This is a genomic window from Geodermatophilus sp. SYSU D00814 (assembly GCF_054050055.1).
Genome location: NZ_JBJGYP010000006.1, coordinates 119,860 through 134,283 on the forward strand (window position 1 = coordinate 119,860; position 14,424 = coordinate 134,283).

Below are 14,424 nucleotides of genomic sequence, written 5' to 3' on the forward strand. Positions count from 1 at the left end.
GTCAGCGCGGCGTCGACGCCTGCGGGCGGAACGGCGCGCCGTGCGCGCAGACGACGAGCGTGGCCAGGTCCAGCACCCGCTCGCGCTGCGCGCGCAGCTGGTCGCGGTCGGGCGCGTAGGGGTCGTCGGCCGGGCCCTCGCCGGTCCACCACAGGTGGGTCAGCGCGACGACGTCGTCGGGCGTGCCGACCAGCGTGGTGACGTCCTGCGGCGTGTGCCCCGGCGTGGCCAGCAGCCGGACGGCGGGCGTGAGCTGCACCCCGTCGGCCGGACGCCGGGTGAAGACGTCGCCCTCGATCACCGACTGGAAGTCGTGCACCGGGACCACGGGGAACAGCGCCACGTTGAGCGTGTGGTCGAGGTGGTGGTGGCTCAGGACGACGTCGGTCACGTCCCCGGGCGCGACGCCGAGCTCGCGGAGGGGACCGAGGATCTCCTCCCGGTCGGCCACCATCCCCGGGTCGACGACGATCGTCCGCCCGGCGTCGCGGACGAGGGTGACCGTGCCGGCCACGTGCGGCAGCCGGGCGTAGCCCTCGACCAGGACGTCGACGCGGGCGGTGCGGGCGAGGTCGGCCATGCGGGCACGGTAGGGCGGGGCGCCGCTGCCCGCAGGGCGCCTGCGTTCAGGCGGGCTGCAGGTCGCCCCCGGTGACCGCGGTGGCGGCCTCGTCGACCGCCCAGTCGCGCACGGTGAGCCCCTCGATGTGCGGGTGCCGCGCCAGCCCCGCACCGAGGTCGCTGGCCACTAACGCCCGGTAGGCCGCCTCGTCCTCCCACAGGTAGACCCCGCCGGCGCCGCCGTCGGCCGAGCGCAGCCAGATCTTGCTGCGCAGGCCGGGGACCTCGGCGAAGACAGGAGCCAGTTCCTCCGCGCAGACCCGGCCCCACTCGGACGGGTCCATCCCGCGGACGCGGTACTCGAAGACCGACACGTGCACGGAGCCTCCCCCGGATCAACGGCCACGGTCGCCCGGACCGGTGCGGCGATGCTCCTCGCCCCGCCGTCGGGCCGGGGCTCCGGCCGCACGGGCGGGGAGCCGGACCGCGTGCCGTCACCGAGGGCCGTCCGCCGCACGCGGGCGGCAGGGCACCGGCCCGTCAGGACCGCTCGGCCGCGGCGGCGATGTCGGCCAGGTCCCCCTCCAGCGCCCGGGCCACCGCGCGGCGGCCGAGCGGTGCGGTGACCGCACCGAGGACCCGCGCCAGCGTGGACGTCGGCCGGGCCCCGAACGTCATCGCCAGGTCGCTGGCGCCGTCGCCGGCCGGCGTCACCGCCACCGTCGACAGGTACCGGACCCCCGGCCGCACCGCCTCGGTCGTGTAGGACCGCTGCGGCTCCACCGCGGTGACGGTCATCTCCTCGGTGGCCGGGCGCCCCAGCATCGTGCGGGTCTCCCGCCACCGCGTCCCGACGCCGAACTCCCCCGGCGTCAGCACCTCCACCGCGTCGATGCCCCGGACCACCCGCGGCGCTCCCGCGAGGTCGGTGGCCACCGCCCACACCCGCTCCACCGGTGCCGCCACGTGCCGGCGCACCTCCACGTCCCGCATGCTGACCCGCCTCCTCGCCGTAGGGCCGCCGCACCGGCGACGCCCGGCACCCTGCCAGCGGGGGACGACAGTGGCGCTCACCTCGCCCGACACGACGTCCGGCGGGAGACGTGGACGCCGGGCCGCAGCGTGGCGCATCATTGGCAGTCGAAGGCCCCGAGTGCCAACTTCTGCCGGCACCGGGCCCCGTCCGACCCCCGCTCGACCAGGAGTGCCGCCCCGTGCCCACGTACCAGTACGCCTGCACCAACCCCGAGGGCAAGCACGAGTTCGAGGTGGTGCAGTCCTTCTCCGACGCCCCGGTGGCCGAGTGCCCGACCTGCGGTGTCCCCGTGCGCAAGGTCTACGGCTCGATCGGCGTGGTCTTCAAGGGCTCGGGCTTCTACCGCACCGACAGCCGCTCGGGCTCCACCTCCGGCGAGACCGCCAAGGCGTCCGCCTCCTCCGACTCGTCCTCGGGCTCGTCGTCCTCGACGTCGTCGTCGAAGGAGTCGTCCTCCTCGTCGAGCACCTCGACGTCCTCGAGCGGCTCCTCCGGGAGCGGGAGCAAGGCCGCCGCCGGCTGACGCCGGCCGTCCACACCCGAGCAGCGCGTCCACAGGGACTCCCCGCGCGTCCCGCGGCCGGTCCGGGGCGGTCAGCCTGGGCCGGTGCCGCGCCTGCGCCGTCCCCGCTCCCCCGCCGTCCTGCTGCGCCGCTGTCTGGCCGCGCTGCTGGTCACCGGTGCCCTCGTGCTCGCCCTGCGCCCACCGGCGGTGCCCCCGGCGGAGCCACCGCCGGGCACCCCGGTGGTCACCGCGGCCGCCGACCTCCCGGCGGGCACGGTGCTGACCGGCGCGTCCCTCACGGTCACCGAGTTGCCCACGGCCCCGGCCGGGACGGCGGCCGACCCCGGTGCGCTCACCGGGCGGGTGCTCGCCGCACCGCTGCGGGCCGGTGAGCCCGTCACCGACGTCCGGCTGGTCGGCCCGGGCCTGACCGCGCTGCTGCCGGCCGGCCAGGTGGCCGTGCCGGTGCGGCCGGCCGACCTGGCCGTGGCCGGGCTCGCCACCCCCGGGGACCGGGTCGACGTGCTGGCCACCGCCCCCGACGCGGCGCAGGCCGGGGTGGTGGCGCGGGCCGCGCTCGTCCTGGCGGTCCCGGGACCCGACGACGGCGGCCTGCTGGTGCTGGCCGTCGACGAGGCCACCGCGTCGGCCCTGGCCGCGGCGGCCGCCACGGCCACCCTCACGCTGAGTCTCACTCCGCCTGCCGGCCGTGACTGAGCGCTGGACCGGCCGGGGTTGCTCGTGAGTGGATGAGGCCCGTGCTGAGGGGATTCAAGGACTTCCTGCTGCGGGGCAACGTCGTCGAGCTCGCCGTCGCCGTGGTCATCGGTGCCGCCTTCACCGCGGTGGTGACGGCCTTCACCGACTCGTTCCTCACCCCGCTGATCGGCCTGGTCGCCGGCGGCGGCGAGGTGGCGGGCACGGTCGAGGTGAACGGCCAGGTCTTCGACTACGGCAGGTTCATCAGCCAGGTGGTCACGTTCCTGCTCACCGCGGCGGTCGTCTACTTCGTCGTGGTGCTGCCGCTGCAGAAGGTCGCCGAGCGGCGGCGGCGCGGCGAGGAGGCCGGACCGGTGGCGCCCACCGAGGTGGAGCTGCTCGCCGAGATCCGCGACCTGCTGCGCGCCCAGCAGGGCGCCGCCCCGAGCGAGCGAGGGGTGGGGAGGACGGGGTCCTTCGACTAGGACCTGTCCTGCGGATCTCGGGACGGATTGGACGCGGGAGGATCGCCTGAAGCGGCATCGGTGAGCCCACCACCCGTGTCTCGCACCGAGCGCACTGGCTGGGTGCACGAGCGGGGCGAGCGGCGGCAGTGCGCGATCGACCGTGCCGTCTCGCGCGAAGGGGAGGGCATCAGGACGCACGCGCGCGCGGCTGCCCTCCACGACGCCACTGCTGAGTGCTCGCGCAGTCAGCGCTGGGCGAGCCCGATACGGTGAGGTCCGCTGGTGTGGCTCGGCGAGCAGCGAACGAGCGGCGTCTTGCGGATACAGCGCGGGAGCGCGCTCGGACCGCCCGCGCCGGTCGGCAGAGGAAGGGGTCTCTGCCGACGCCCTGGCTCCGGAAGTCAGGTGGCCATGAGTTCGGCAGCAGGGTGTGCCCCTCTGTGCGTGAGTGCAGCTACCCGATGTGAGCGGCGTGGTGCGCGTTGACGCTCTCGCGCTCGGCGGCTACAGGCGCGCTCGCACATCTGCCACGCCCGCACCGGCGAGCTCGGGCAGGGCGGCGGTTCGGCCGGAGAGGGTGGTGAGGAGCGCGGTGGCCGGTCCGGAGACCTGGGCGCCCTCGCCGTGGTGCCAGTCGGTGTCGGTGGCCGAGAACGCCAGCCCGTCGAGGATGCCCGGCGGCAGCGAGCGACGAGCGCGCGGGCCGGTCAGCTGCTCGAGGGCGACGCGGGCGTTCTCCGGGTCGGTCGGGGATGGCACCCCGAGCGGCCGGTAGACGTCCTGGGCGTGGATGACCAGGTGACTCAGCGGCGCCTCGACCGGTGCGCCGGGCACGTTGAAGGTGCGGCGCTCGGTCTTCCGCAGGCCGGCGACCACCTCGGCCGGCGTCCGTGTGTCCGTGGTCGCCCAGCGGTCGGCGGCGCGGTCGAAGTCAAACCGTGCGCGCAGCATCGTCAGCAGGAATCGGGGCGTCGAGAGCTCGTACGGCATGAGCACGTGCACGACGAGGTCTCGCACCGACCAGCCTGCGCACAGGCTGGGGGTGTCCCACTGCTCCTCGTCGAGCCCCTCGAGCACGTGGAGCAGTCGGGTGCGCTCGGTATGGACGCACGCGTCCACGTCCTGCTGGATCTCGGTCACCTGGATTCCTCTCGTTGCCCTTGCCGGCCTGCCGACGCCGGGTCCTCGCCGTCAGGTGGAAGGACGGCCGTCGGTGCCAGGAGTCATCGCTGGCGCCGAGTCTCACCCGTACAGGGGATCCGTACGGGCCCCGCCACGCACGCACCTACGCACATCCGGCACACCTTGCTGCCGGATCCAGGTGGCCGTGGCCCTGAACAGACGTTGCTCAACGCCGTCTTCGCGCGGTGACAAGCACTGACACCGGCGAACTCGGAAAGCGCGCAGGCTCGTTCACGCGCCGAGTTCAGTGCCCGGCGTCGATGTTGCGTCACCCAGGCGGCGTAGCGCACTTGCGGAGCCCACCTCGGGGCTCGCCGCCGAGGACGCCCCCGGTGTCGATCAGACCGGAGGCCCGCGGTGGCCCGCAGCGAGCAACGATCCATCGAAGCCGCCGAGGCGCTGGAGCACCTGGGCCGGGTCTCCGTGCAGGAACTGTCCATGGAGAGCCTGCTGCAGTCGATGGCCGACCTCACCAAGAGGGTCATGCCCGGGAACCCCGAGGCATCGGTCACGCTCCTGATCGAGGACGAGCCGCGCACCGTCGTCGACACCGGGCCGCTGGCCCTCGGCCTCGACGAGGCCCAGTACGGCCGCGGGGACGGGCCGTGCCTGCACACCGCCCGCCACGGCGTCTCGGTCGAGATCGGCGATACGCGCGTCGACGATCGGTGGCCGGACCATGCGCGGTACATCACCGAACGGGGCGTCCACAGCCTGCTGGCCGTTCCGCTGATCCTCGCCGGAGAGGAGCAGGTCACCGGATCGCTGAACATCTACGCCCGAACGCCGGCCGCCTTCGACGAGGCCAGTCGGACCGTGGCCACCGGGTTCGCCCCCTACGCCGCGGTTGCCGCCGGAACGGTCCAGGCGTACCGCAGCGCCCGGGAGACAGCCGACCACCTCCGACGGGCACTGGAATCCCGAGCGGTCATCGAGCAGGCCAAGGGCATCCTCATCGAGCGCCACAAGGTGACCCCAGACCAGGCATTCGAAGCCCTGAGCACTGTCTCGACGAGCCAGAACGTCAAGGTCCGCGACATCGCCGAGCACCTGGTCCTCACCGGCGAACTCCCCCTCGTTCGCACCGGTCCACGGCGACCGGCGCGACACGCCACAGGGCAGCCGGACAACTAGCCTTCCCTGCGCAGGCCCCTGAACAGCCGCGGCAGTCACCCGGGGGGCGTGCCGCGGTCAGGCCCCACCACTCCTGACCGTGGGGTGGCGGGGCCGCCCTCCCCGACACGACGAGGCAGAACCACGGGCGACCCCCGGTGGGATGACCAAGATCCGCAGAACACGCCCTAGTTGTACCTGGCCATCAGGTTGGTGCCAGGCGGCTGATCGGCGGGAGACCGCCGAGTGCGGAGTGGCGGCGTCGAGTGTTGTAGTGCTCGAGCCAGGGCGCGAGGGCGGCGGCGCGCTGGTCATTGCTGGTGAAGGCCTGCCGGTAGGCCCACTCGGTAGCCAGGGTGCGGTTGAGCCGTTCGACCTTGCCGTTCTGCCACGGGCAGTGCGGGCGGGTGAACTTCTGCCGGGCGCCGAGTGCGCCGATCACCTCGCGCAGGGACCACTTGTAGGCCCAGGCGCTGTCGGTCATCACCCGCTCGATCCGGTCGATGCCGTGGGCGGCGAAGTAGGCCGCGGCGCGGGCCAGAAAGCCCGCGCAGGTGGCGCCCTTCTCGTCGGTGAGGATCTCGGAGTAGGCCAGCCGGGAGTGGTCATCGACGAGTGAGTGCACGTAGTCGAAGCCGACCCGGCTGGCCCGGTCTCGGCTGGTGCTGCCGGCGGCCCGGCCGTGGGCGCGCCAGCCGCCACCGTCGGGGATGCGGGCCAGCTTCTTGACGTCCATGTGCACCAGCTCGCCGGGCGCCGAGCGCTCATAGCGGATCGCGGTGACCTTCGAGGCCCGGATGACCTCTCCGGTCATCGGATCCAGAGCGGCCAGCCGGGGCTGCCCGCGGCGGGTCAGGACCCGGAAGACGGTGCGGGCCGGCACGCCCAGCTCGGCGCCGATGAGCGCCGGCCCGCGGCGCTGCTGGCGGCGCAGCTCGACGATGCGGTCTTCCACGGCGGCTGGGATGCGCCGGGGGCTGCTGCGCGGGCGGGAGGACCGGTCGACCAGCCCGGCTTCGCCCTCGGCCTGGAAGCGGCCGATCCAGGTCCGCACGCACTTGCGGGAGATCCCCATCGCCGCGGCAATGTGGGCCTTCTTCCACCCGTTCTCCCACCGCTCGACGATCAGTTTCCGGCCGTGCACGGTGGTGCGGGCATTACGGTGGGACACGAGCACCTCCGAGCAGGTGTTGGGCCTTCGACAAGCCACACCCCACTCGGAGGTTCTCCTTCGTTCAAGCCCAGTCCGCCGTCACCAACGTCCTGGCCGGGTACACCTAGTCGACGCCCCAGTGCGGCGGCCGGTCCTCCAGCCAGCGGCGGTCGGGGTCCCGCTCGTCGGGCCGCTCCCCCCAGCCGACGTCGCCGTCGTCGGGCGCCCGGTCGACCGGTGCCGGCGGGGCCGGCCGCGGCGGCTCCTCGACGGGCAGGCCGAGGTCCTGGAGGACCTCGGCCGCCGGCAGCGCCGCGAGCGCGGCACCGGGCAGCGCCAGCTTGGCGCCGCGGGTGCCCGAGCCGACGACGACGAGGTCGGCGGCGGCAACGGCGGCGTCGACCAGCACCGGCCACGACGGCGGCAGCCCGACCGGGGTGATGCCGCCGTAGGCCATGCCGGACTCCGCCACCGCCACGTCCTGCGGCGCGAAGGACGCCTTGCGGGCACCCAGGTGCCGGCGCACCAGGCCGTTGACGTCGGCGCGGGTGGTGGCCAGCACGACGCAGGCGGCGAGCGCCGTCTGCCCGGCCCGGCGCGTGGCGACGACGACGCAGTTGGCCGAGGCGGCCAGCGGGACGCCGTAGGCCTCGGTGAACGCGGCGGTGTCGGCCAGGTCGTCGTCGACCGGCGCGACCCAGACCGGCCCGGGCAGCGACGGCAGGGCGGCCGCCACCGGCCCGCCGAGCAGGTCGGGCCGCTCGGCGGCGGGCACCCAGGTCAGCGAGCCGAGCACGGGAGGGAGCGGGGTCGTCACGCCCCGATCCTGCCTCCCGGCCGGAACGTCGCGGCGGACGGCCGGATCCCGGTGGGTGCCGCCGCCCGGCGGCGGCCAGGATGGACCGCATGATCGGCCAGTTGCACTCCGTCGTCCTGGATGCGCCCGACGCGCACGCGCTCGCCACCTTCTACGCCGACCTGCTCGGGATGGAGGTGAGCAAGGGCGGCCCGGGCGACGACTGGGTCGTGGTGACCGGCAAGGGGTACCGGCTGGCGTTCCAGCAGGCGCCCGGCCTGGTCCCGCCCGCATGGCCCGACCCGGCGCGCCCGCAGCAGTTCCACCTCGACGTGCAGGTCGCCGACGTCGACGAGGCCGAGCCGCGGGTGCTCGCGCTCGGTGCCCGGAGGCTGCCGGGCGGCGGCGGGGACTTCCGCGTCTACGCCGACCCGGTCGGCCACCCCTTCTGCCTGGTGTGGGACGCGTGAGCGAGGGCCTGCCCGCCGTCGACCGGGCCTCCGCCAGCGCCTTCGTCGCCGCCACCGGGTTCGACGTCACCGAGGCCAGCGGCACCCGGGTCGCCGGCACCGTCGACCTCGGGCCCGACCACCACACGCCGTGGGGCGTGGTGCACGGCGGGGTCCACTGCGCGGTGGTCGAGTCCGCGGCGTCGATCGGCGCGAGTCTCGCCGTGGCCGACCGGGGCCAGTTCGCCGTCGGCGTGAACAACAGCACCGACTTCCTCCGGCCGGTCACCGCCGGCCGGGTCGACGTCGTCGCCGAGCCGGTGCAGCAGGGCCGCACCCTGCAGCTGTGGCAGGTGCTCATCACCCGCGCCGAGGACGGCAAGCTCGTCGCCCGCGGGCAGGTGCGCCTGCAGAACGTGCCGCTGCCGGGGGCGTGACCGGGCGCCCCGCGGGTCACACCAGCGGCAGCGCGGGCTCCCGGTAGGTGGTGCCGGCCAGCGACGGCGGCAGCACGTCGGGGTCGACGACGACGGAGAACAGCGCGCGCGGGTCCTGCAGCGTCGCGGGCGGGCGCGCGGCGGCACGGGGGACGACGCGGTCCCAGCGGGCCGGGCGGCGGTGCGGCAGCAGCTCGCGGCCGTCGAACAGGTAGTCGCCGAGCACCTCCCCCACCAGCAGCCCGGCGCCGTGCTCGATCGGCAGCGCCACCGGGTCGCCGGGGCGGATCTCGTCGAGGAAGGTCGACAGCTGCCGCAGGTCCTTGCTCGGCCGCCGTCCCGAGAGCTCCTTGGCCAGCGCGCGCAGCTCGGCCTGCGACAGCCCGGTCGCGTCGACGTCGACCCCCGACTGGGTGCCCAGCCCGACGACGCCGGCGGCCAGGCACGCGCCGAGCTCGTTGTGCGCCCGCGGCCGCACGACCCACACCCGCGTGCCCTCGGGCGCGGGCGCGGGCGGGACGTCGTCGGCACCGGGCCACAGGTAGGGCAGGTCGTCGGGCTCGGACCCGAACAGCGGCTGGAACAGCGGCCGGTAGAAGTCCGGGTCCTTGGCCAGCAGGTTCGACCGGTGCGACCGGTGCAGCGTCTCGTCGCCCACCCACGAGGGCAGCAGCCCGCCGCGGGCGAGCTCCTCCTGCGGGGCGCCGGCGACGTCGGGGGCGAACTCGGCGATCAGCGTCTGCGTGCTGTCGGCGAACCCCCGCTCGCGCCACACCTGCACCATCGCCAGCCCGTAGACGACCAGCGCGGCGGTGCGCCCTCGCCACATGTGCACGACCGGGTGCGAGGTCCAGCCGTAGTCGGGCAGCTCGAGGGCGCGCAGCACCTGCAGTGTCTCCACGCGCTGCTTGCCCAGCCGCGGCGAGTCCAGCAGGCGGGCGCTCTCGACGAAGTCGGGCACCGGCAGGAAGGTCTGCATCGCGGGCCTTCCTGCCCGGGCCGGCGCGGGGTCAACCGCCGAGCGCCTGCAGCGCGGCCTCCCAGCGGGCGCGGCGGGCGTCGTCGTCCTGGTCCCACCAGGCCGGTCCCCGCTCCCCCAGGCCGGTCTTGGCCAGCTGCACCCGGTCGCGGGCGGCGCGCCGGGCCGCCTCGTCGGGCGCCGTGCGCACCGCCGCGCGTGCGGCGCCCAGGTACGACAGCAGCCGGGCGCGGACGTCGTCGGGCAGCGCTGGGTCGGCCGTCCGCCACCGCCGCCCGTCGACGACGACCCAGCGGCCGTCGTCGGTGCGGGAGACCTCGCGGCTCATGCCCCGCAGCGGCGGGCGAGCTCGGGCAGCACCTCGCCGAGCGGGGCGTCGACCTTGACGTCGACCTTCGCGTCGCCGCGGGTCGGCCCGAGGTTGACCACGCCGACCGGGATGCCGAGCTCGGCGGCGCGCAGCACGAACCGGTAGCCGCTCATGACCGTCAGCGAGGAGCCGAGGACGAGCAGGCTCGCGGACTCCTCGAGCAGGCGGAAGCAGCCCTCCACGCGGTCGCGCGGCACCGTCTCGCCGAAGAAGACGACGTCGGGCTTGAGCGGGCCGGCCCCGCAGGCGCGGCAGTCGACCATGACGAAGCCGTCGAGCACGTCGTCGGGCAGCTCGGCGTCGCCGTCGGGGTTCACCTCGTCGACGCGCGGGCCGAAGGCCGGGTTGGCGGCCCGCAGCCGGCGGTGCAGCTCCGCGCGCGGGGCGACGTCGCCGCAGGCCAGGCAGACGGTGCGGTCGAGGCCGCCGTGCAGCTCGACGACGTCGCGGGCGCCGGCCGCCTGGTGCAGCCCGTCGACGTTCTGGGTGACGACGCCGCCGAGCAGGCCCGCGCGCTGCAGCCGGGCGACCGCGGAGTGCCCGGCGTTGGGGCGGGCGGCGGCCATCTGCGGCCAGCCGACGAAGCTGCGCGCCCAGTACCGGTGCCGGCCGCGCGGGTCGCGGCGGAAGGTCTGCCAGGTCATCGGCGTGTGCCGGCGCAGTGAGCCGCTGGCGCCCCGGTAGTCGGGGATGCCGGAGTCGGTGGACAGGCCGGCGCCGGAGAGGACGAGGACGTCGCCGTCGGCGACCAGGCCGGCCAGCTCGTCGAGGGCCGCCGGCTCGACGGCGGGGAGGGCGGCGGTCACCGGACCATCGTCCACCGCGACGGCGCGCTGTGCCGCCGCCGTCAGGTGAGCTCGCGCTCCAGCCGGCCGAGCAGGTCGTCGTAGACCCGGCGCAGGCCGCGCGGGGCGAAGGTGCGCTCGAAGAAGCCGCCGACGCCGCCCGCACCGTCCCAGGTGGTGCGCACCCGCACGGTGCTGCGGCCGCCGTCGGCCGGGGCGACCGTCCAGGTGGTCACCATCGACGAGCGGGTGTCGCGCTCGACGAGGGTGCCGTCGGGCTCGCTGACCTCGACCTCCTGCTCACGCACCCGCTTCGACGTCGCGGCGAACCGCCAGTGCACCCGGGTGCCCGAGCCCTGCCCGCCGGCCTCGACGCGGTAGTCGCTGAACTGCTCGGGCAGCACCCGCGGGCGGGTGCCGGCGTAGTCGGCCAGGGCGGCGCGCACCCGCTCGGCGGGGGCGGCGACGACGCGTTCGGCGGTGGCCACGACCTGTCCCATGCCGGTCATCCTGCCCTCGGCGCGGACCCCTCGCCGCCGACGTGACCCGGTTCACCGACCGGCCCGGCGGTGTCCCGGGTACCCAGGAAGGGTGCTGTCCCTCTCCCGCGCCGGGTCCGGCGAGCCCCTCCTGCTGCTGCACGGCATGGGCAGCTCGCGTCGCGACTTCGCCGCCGTGCTCCCGCTGCTCGCCGCCCGCTTCGACGTGATCGACGTCGACCTGCCCGGGGTGGGCCGGTCACCCGCCCTCCAGGAGCGCCCGACCGTCGCCGCGATCACCGACGCCGTCGAGCGGACCCTCGACGTCGAGGGCGTCGCCGGGGTGCACGTCCTGGGCAACTCGCTGGGCGCCCGGGTCGCGCTGGAGCTGGCCCGCCGCGGCCGCGCGCGGTCGGTGGTCGCCATCGCGCCGTCGGGCCTGAACGTGCCGCCGGAGCGGGTCTACCAGGGCAGCGGGATGGCGCTGGCGCGGGTCGTCATGCGGACCGGCGCGCCGCTGGTCGGCCCGCTGTCGCGCTCGGCGCTCGGCCGGGCGGCGCTGCTGGCGCCGCTGAAGGCCCGGCCGTGGTCGACCTCCCCCGACGAGGCCCTCGGGGCGCGGGAGGGCTTCGCCGACTCCCGCGACTACTGGCGGACGCTGCTGTGGGGTCTGCTGCTCGACGTCCCGCGCGGCCTGGACCGCGTGGACTGCCCGGTCACCCTCGTCCAGGGCGCGGCCGACTGGATCGCCTCGGGGCAGACGGTGCGCTACCTGCCGCTGGTCCCGGGCTCCCGGTTCGTCCCGCTGCTGTGGGCCGGCCACGCGCCGCAGTCGGACCGGCCGCGGACGATCGTGCGGCTGGTCGAGGAGGCGGCGAACCAGGCGGACGCCGACCTGCTGGCCGATGTCAGCGCCCCTCCTCGGCGTTCAGGTACCCGCACCGGAACCGGGCGCTAGCCATGGCCTCGGTGAAGCGGGCCTCCCAGGCGGGGTCGTCGGCCGGGAACGCGGTGAGGACGCGGTCCTCCAGCACCACGGGCAGGCCGTCGCCGCCGGTGTAGGAGCGCCGCAGCAGCACCCGCGTCTCGCCGTCGACCTCCTCGTGCGCCGGCGCCCAGGCCGCCCGGACCGGCACCGGCCGCGCGTCCCGCGGTGCCGCCGACAGCACGCCGAGCCGGGACAGCAGCAGCCCGAGCACCAGCAGCAGCGCCACGATCTCGACCACCGCGAGCATCACGGTCCGACGGTAGCCACCGGGGACGCTGCGCGGGCGGGGTCCGGTCGCCCCGGTAGCCTCGTCGCGCACGCCCCGGTCGGCCTCCTGCCGACGAGCCCCCGTAGCTCAGGGGATAGAGCATCGGTTTCCTAAACCGTGTGTCGCAGGTTCGAATCCTGCCGGGGGCACCAGCGAGAGCCCCTCATCGGACCGGGGACCGCCGGTGGCGTCGGAGCGTGTCGGCGGCGCGGTGCAGGTCGGCGTCGCTGGTGAAGACGTGGGGTGCGAAGCGCAGGCCGTCCCCGCGCAGCGAGCAGCGCACGCCGTCGGCCAGCAGCCGCTCGTGCAGCTCCCGGTGCGCGCCGCCGGGGCTGCTCGCGACGACGATGCCCGAGCGCCGCTCCCGGTCGGCGGCGACGTGCACGCGCATCCCGGCCTCCTCGAGGAGGGTCCCGAGCTGCTCGGCCCGGTCGAGGACGCGGTCCTCGACGCGCTGCCGGCCGAGTCGGTGCAGGAGGTCGACGGTGGCGCCGAGGCCGGCGATGCCGGCGCTGTTCTCGGTGCCGGACTCGAAGCGCCGGGCGTCCGCGGCCAGCTGCGGCTCGGCGTCGAAGGCGAACGGGTCCTCGACGCTGAGCCACCCGACGGTCGAGGGGCTCAGCCGGTCCGCGGCCCGCCCGGACAGGTGCACGAAGCCGATGCCGAAGGGCCCGAGCAGCCACTTGTGCGCGCTGACGGCGAGCACGTCGACCCCGAGGGCCGCGGTGTCGACGGCGAGCGCCCCGACGGCCTGCGTGCCGTCGACCACGAGCAGGGCGTCGCCGCTCCGGCAGGCAGCCCCGAGGCGGCCGAGGTCGTAGCGGTGACCGGAGGAGTACTGCACCGCGCTGACGGCCAGCACCCGGGTCCGCCCGTCGACGGCGCCCAGCAGGTCCTCCACCCGGGCGTGGCCGTCGGCCGTGGCCACCTGCCGGACCTCGACCCCGTGGCGCCGCAGCTGCAGCCACGGGTAGGAGTTGCTGGGGAACTCCCCGGCGGGGAGGACGACGTTGTCACCGCCGCGCCAGTCGATCCCGTTGGTGACCGTCGCGAGCCCCGTGCTGGTGTTCTGGGTGAACGCGACCTGCTCGGCCCGGCCACCGACGAGGCGCGCGACGGACGCGCGCACGGCACGGGCGTGCTCGCGCCAGGCCGGCGCCGCCGCGATGCCGGACCGCTCGTGCGCCGTCAGCACCTCGGTCATGGCCTCCCGCACGCGGCAGGAGACGAGGCCGACGGCCGCCGAGTCCAGGTAGGCGACGTCCGCCGTGCCGGGGAAGAGCTCCCTGACCTCCTCCCACGTGAGGGACGCCAGCTCACCGCCGGGAGTGGTCATGCCCGGAGAAGCTACGGGGGACGGCGGACCGCGCCCGGCGAGGACCGTGCCGACCTCAGGTCAGGTGCCGGGCGAGGAACCGGTTCGCGTCGTCCCCCTCGAACGGCGGGACGCCGGTGTGCCCGCCGGTGTTGGCGTGCAGCGTCTTCTCCGCGGAGCCGAGGGCGTCGAACAGGTCCAGCGCCTCCTGCCGGTCGTTGCCCTCGTCGTCCCACTGCAGCAGGACCAGCACCGGGACGGTGACGTGCCGGGCCTCCTCGAACACGGTGCGGGGCACGCGGCTCCCGGCGAACAGCAGCGCGGCCGCGAGGCGCGGCTCGACCACAGCCAGCCGGACGCCGATGGCGACCACCCCTCCCGCGTACCCGACCGGGCCGCCGATCCCGGGCAGCGGGAGGAGGGCGTCGAGGGCCGCCCGCCACTCCGGCACCGCCTGCTCGACCAGCGGCAGGACGAGCCGGTCGACGATCCCGTCGTCGACCGGCCCGCCGGCCGCCAGTGCCCGCCGCAGGTCGGCCCGGGCCTCCTCGGCGTCGGCCAGGCGCGGCCGGTCGCCGCAGCCGGGGAGCTCGAGGGTGGCCGCGGCGAAGCCCGCGGCCACGCAGTGCCGGGCCCGGGCCACCAGCCGTGGGTACCCCGCCCGCAGTCCGCCGGGGTGGCCGAGCAGGACCAGCGGGACGGGCTCGGTCGGGGACCCGGGCGTCCACAGGACGCCGGGGACGTCGCCGAGGGTGAGGTCGCGCTCGAGGACACCGTCGTCGAGGTGTCGTTCTGCGGTGACGTGCACGGTCGTGCCTCTCGGGAGAGCTCCTGGACGGCGC

General features: G+C 75.6%; 20 protein-coding genes and 1 tRNA gene. 8 read left to right on the forward strand and 13 right to left on the reverse strand.

Annotation, left to right across the window (positions count from 1 at the left end; all coding sequences use genetic code 11):
• Position 1: 1 nt before the first annotated feature.
• The 3 genes from ACI780_RS06280 to ACI780_RS06290 all read right to left on the reverse strand — a co-directional run bounded on the left by ACI780_RS06280 (position 2) and on the right by ACI780_RS06290 (position 1,554).
• Positions 2-580 (reverse strand): MBL fold metallo-hydrolase, encoded by a 579-nt coding sequence (locus ACI780_RS06280; RefSeq protein ID WP_456869574.1) that lies wholly within the window; start codon positions 578-580, stop codon positions 2-4.
• A 46-nt stretch (positions 581-626) separates the two neighbouring features.
• Positions 627-941, reverse strand: a complete 315-nt coding sequence (locus ACI780_RS06285) for a YdhR family protein (RefSeq protein WP_457001558.1) — start codon at positions 939-941, stop codon at positions 627-629.
• Positions 942-1,101: 160 nt separating this feature from the next.
• Positions 1,102-1,554 carry an SRPBCC family protein gene (locus ACI780_RS06290; protein WP_457001560.1) on the reverse strand — a complete coding sequence of 151 codons (453 nt, stop codon included), beginning with the start codon at positions 1,552-1,554 and terminating at the stop codon, positions 1,102-1,104.
• Between the two features lie 221 nt (positions 1,555-1,775).
• On the opposite strand from ACI780_RS06290, the gene ACI780_RS06295 reads away from it, so the two are divergent.
• The 3 genes from ACI780_RS06295 to mscL all read left to right on the forward strand — a co-directional run bounded on the left by ACI780_RS06295 (position 1,776) and on the right by mscL (position 3,286).
• Positions 1,776-2,120, forward strand: coding sequence for an FmdB family zinc ribbon protein (locus tag ACI780_RS06295; protein WP_456869577.1), 345 nt, complete (start codon positions 1,776-1,778; stop codon positions 2,118-2,120).
• Positions 2,121-2,204: 84 nt separating this feature from the next.
• Positions 2,205-2,819: a Flp pilus assembly protein CpaB gene (gene cpaB, locus ACI780_RS06300; protein WP_456869578.1), complete on the forward strand. Its 615-nt coding sequence runs from the start codon at positions 2,205-2,207 to the stop codon at positions 2,817-2,819.
• Between the two features lie 32 nt (positions 2,820-2,851).
• The gene (gene mscL / locus ACI780_RS06305) at positions 2,852-3,286 is read left to right on the forward strand and encodes a large conductance mechanosensitive channel protein MscL (RefSeq protein WP_456869579.1); all 435 of its coding nucleotides are present in this window, start codon (positions 2,852-2,854) and stop codon (positions 3,284-3,286) included.
• A 486-nt stretch (positions 3,287-3,772) separates the two neighbouring features.
• Here mscL and ACI780_RS06310 read toward each other — a convergent pair whose 3' ends face one another.
• Complete coding sequence (locus ACI780_RS06310) at positions 3,773-4,408, reverse strand: maleylpyruvate isomerase family mycothiol-dependent enzyme (protein ID WP_457001563.1); 636 nt, start codon at positions 4,406-4,408, stop codon at positions 3,773-3,775.
• Between the two features lie 399 nt (positions 4,409-4,807).
• Here ACI780_RS06310 and ACI780_RS06315 point away from each other — a divergent pair, with 399 nt between their 5' ends.
• On the forward strand, positions 4,808-5,584 hold the full coding sequence (locus ACI780_RS06315; protein WP_457001565.1) for an ANTAR domain-containing protein: 777 nt from the start codon (positions 4,808-4,810) through the stop codon (positions 5,582-5,584).
• Between the two features lie 184 nt (positions 5,585-5,768).
• On the opposite strand, the gene ACI780_RS06320 is transcribed toward ACI780_RS06315, so the two are convergent.
• Positions 5,769-6,734 carry an IS481 family transposase gene (locus ACI780_RS06320; RefSeq protein ID WP_457001567.1) on the reverse strand — a complete coding sequence of 322 codons (966 nt, stop codon included), beginning with the start codon at positions 6,732-6,734 and terminating at the stop codon, positions 5,769-5,771.
• 106 nt (positions 6,735-6,840) lie between these two features.
• Positions 6,841-7,533 carry a YbaK/EbsC family protein gene (locus tag ACI780_RS06325; protein ID WP_457001569.1) on the reverse strand — a complete coding sequence of 231 codons (693 nt, stop codon included), beginning with the start codon at positions 7,531-7,533 and terminating at the stop codon, positions 6,841-6,843.
• 89 nt (positions 7,534-7,622) lie between these two features.
• On the opposite strand from ACI780_RS06325, the gene ACI780_RS06330 reads away from it, so the two are divergent.
• Both ACI780_RS06330 and ACI780_RS06335 read left to right on the forward strand, forming a co-directional pair.
• The gene (locus ACI780_RS06330) at positions 7,623-7,982 is read left to right on the forward strand and encodes a VOC family protein (protein ID WP_457001571.1); all 360 of its coding nucleotides are present in this window, start codon (positions 7,623-7,625) and stop codon (positions 7,980-7,982) included.
• Positions 7,979-8,398: a PaaI family thioesterase gene (locus tag ACI780_RS06335; protein ID WP_456869583.1), complete on the forward strand. Its 420-nt coding sequence runs from the start codon at positions 7,979-7,981 to the stop codon at positions 8,396-8,398. Before ACI780_RS06330 ends, ACI780_RS06335 begins: the two co-directional genes overlap by 4 nt.
• Positions 8,399-8,414: 16 nt before the next feature.
• Here the strand turns inward: ACI780_RS06335 and ACI780_RS06340 are convergent, their stop codons facing one another.
• Genes ACI780_RS06340 through ACI780_RS06355 form a run of 4 tightly spaced genes read right to left on the reverse strand, consistent with a single transcriptional unit; the run spans position 8,415 to position 11,032 of the window.
• Positions 8,415-9,377 (reverse strand): MSMEG_6728 family protein, encoded by a 963-nt coding sequence (locus tag ACI780_RS06340; RefSeq protein ID WP_457001573.1) that lies wholly within the window; start codon positions 9,375-9,377, stop codon positions 8,415-8,417.
• 31 nt (positions 9,378-9,408) lie between these two features.
• A complete protein-coding gene (locus tag ACI780_RS06345; protein ID WP_457001575.1) occupies positions 9,409-9,705 on the reverse strand; it encodes a biopolymer transporter Tol in 297 nt (98 codons plus the stop codon).
• The gene (locus tag ACI780_RS06350; protein ID WP_457001577.1) at positions 9,702-10,553 is read right to left on the reverse strand and encodes an NAD-dependent protein deacetylase; all 852 of its coding nucleotides are present in this window, start codon (positions 10,551-10,553) and stop codon (positions 9,702-9,704) included. The genes ACI780_RS06345 and ACI780_RS06350 overlap by 4 nt, the downstream gene beginning before the upstream one ends.
• 41 nt (positions 10,554-10,594) lie before the next feature.
• Complete coding sequence (locus ACI780_RS06355; protein ID WP_457001579.1) at positions 10,595-11,032, reverse strand: SRPBCC family protein; 438 nt, start codon at positions 11,030-11,032, stop codon at positions 10,595-10,597.
• A gap of 91 nt (positions 11,033-11,123) precedes the next feature.
• On the opposite strand from ACI780_RS06355, the gene ACI780_RS06360 reads away from it, so the two are divergent.
• Positions 11,124-11,969 (forward strand): alpha/beta fold hydrolase, encoded by an 846-nt coding sequence (locus ACI780_RS06360; RefSeq protein WP_457001581.1) that lies wholly within the window; start codon positions 11,124-11,126, stop codon positions 11,967-11,969.
• Here ACI780_RS06360 and ACI780_RS06365 read toward each other — a convergent pair.
• Positions 11,920-12,249, reverse strand: a complete 330-nt coding sequence (locus ACI780_RS06365) for a hypothetical protein (protein ID WP_457001583.1) — start codon at positions 12,247-12,249, stop codon at positions 11,920-11,922. The two genes, ACI780_RS06360 and ACI780_RS06365, sit on opposite strands and share 50 nt — an antisense overlap.
• Positions 12,250-12,343: 94 nt before the next feature.
• Between ACI780_RS06365 and ACI780_RS06370 the strand changes: the two genes are divergently transcribed.
• Positions 12,344-12,419, forward strand: a tRNA-Arg gene (locus ACI780_RS06370).
• An 11-nt stretch (positions 12,420-12,430) separates the two neighbouring features.
• On the opposite strand, the gene ACI780_RS06375 is transcribed toward ACI780_RS06370, so the two are convergent.
• Positions 12,431-13,603 carry an aminotransferase class V-fold PLP-dependent enzyme gene (locus ACI780_RS06375; RefSeq protein WP_457001585.1) on the reverse strand — a complete coding sequence of 391 codons (1,173 nt, stop codon included), beginning with the start codon at positions 13,601-13,603 and terminating at the stop codon, positions 12,431-12,433.
• Between the two features lie 55 nt (positions 13,604-13,658).
• Positions 13,659-14,390, reverse strand: a complete 732-nt coding sequence (locus tag ACI780_RS06380) for a dienelactone hydrolase family protein (RefSeq protein ID WP_457001587.1) — start codon at positions 14,388-14,390, stop codon at positions 13,659-13,661.
• Positions 14,391-14,424: the final 34 nt, after the last annotated feature.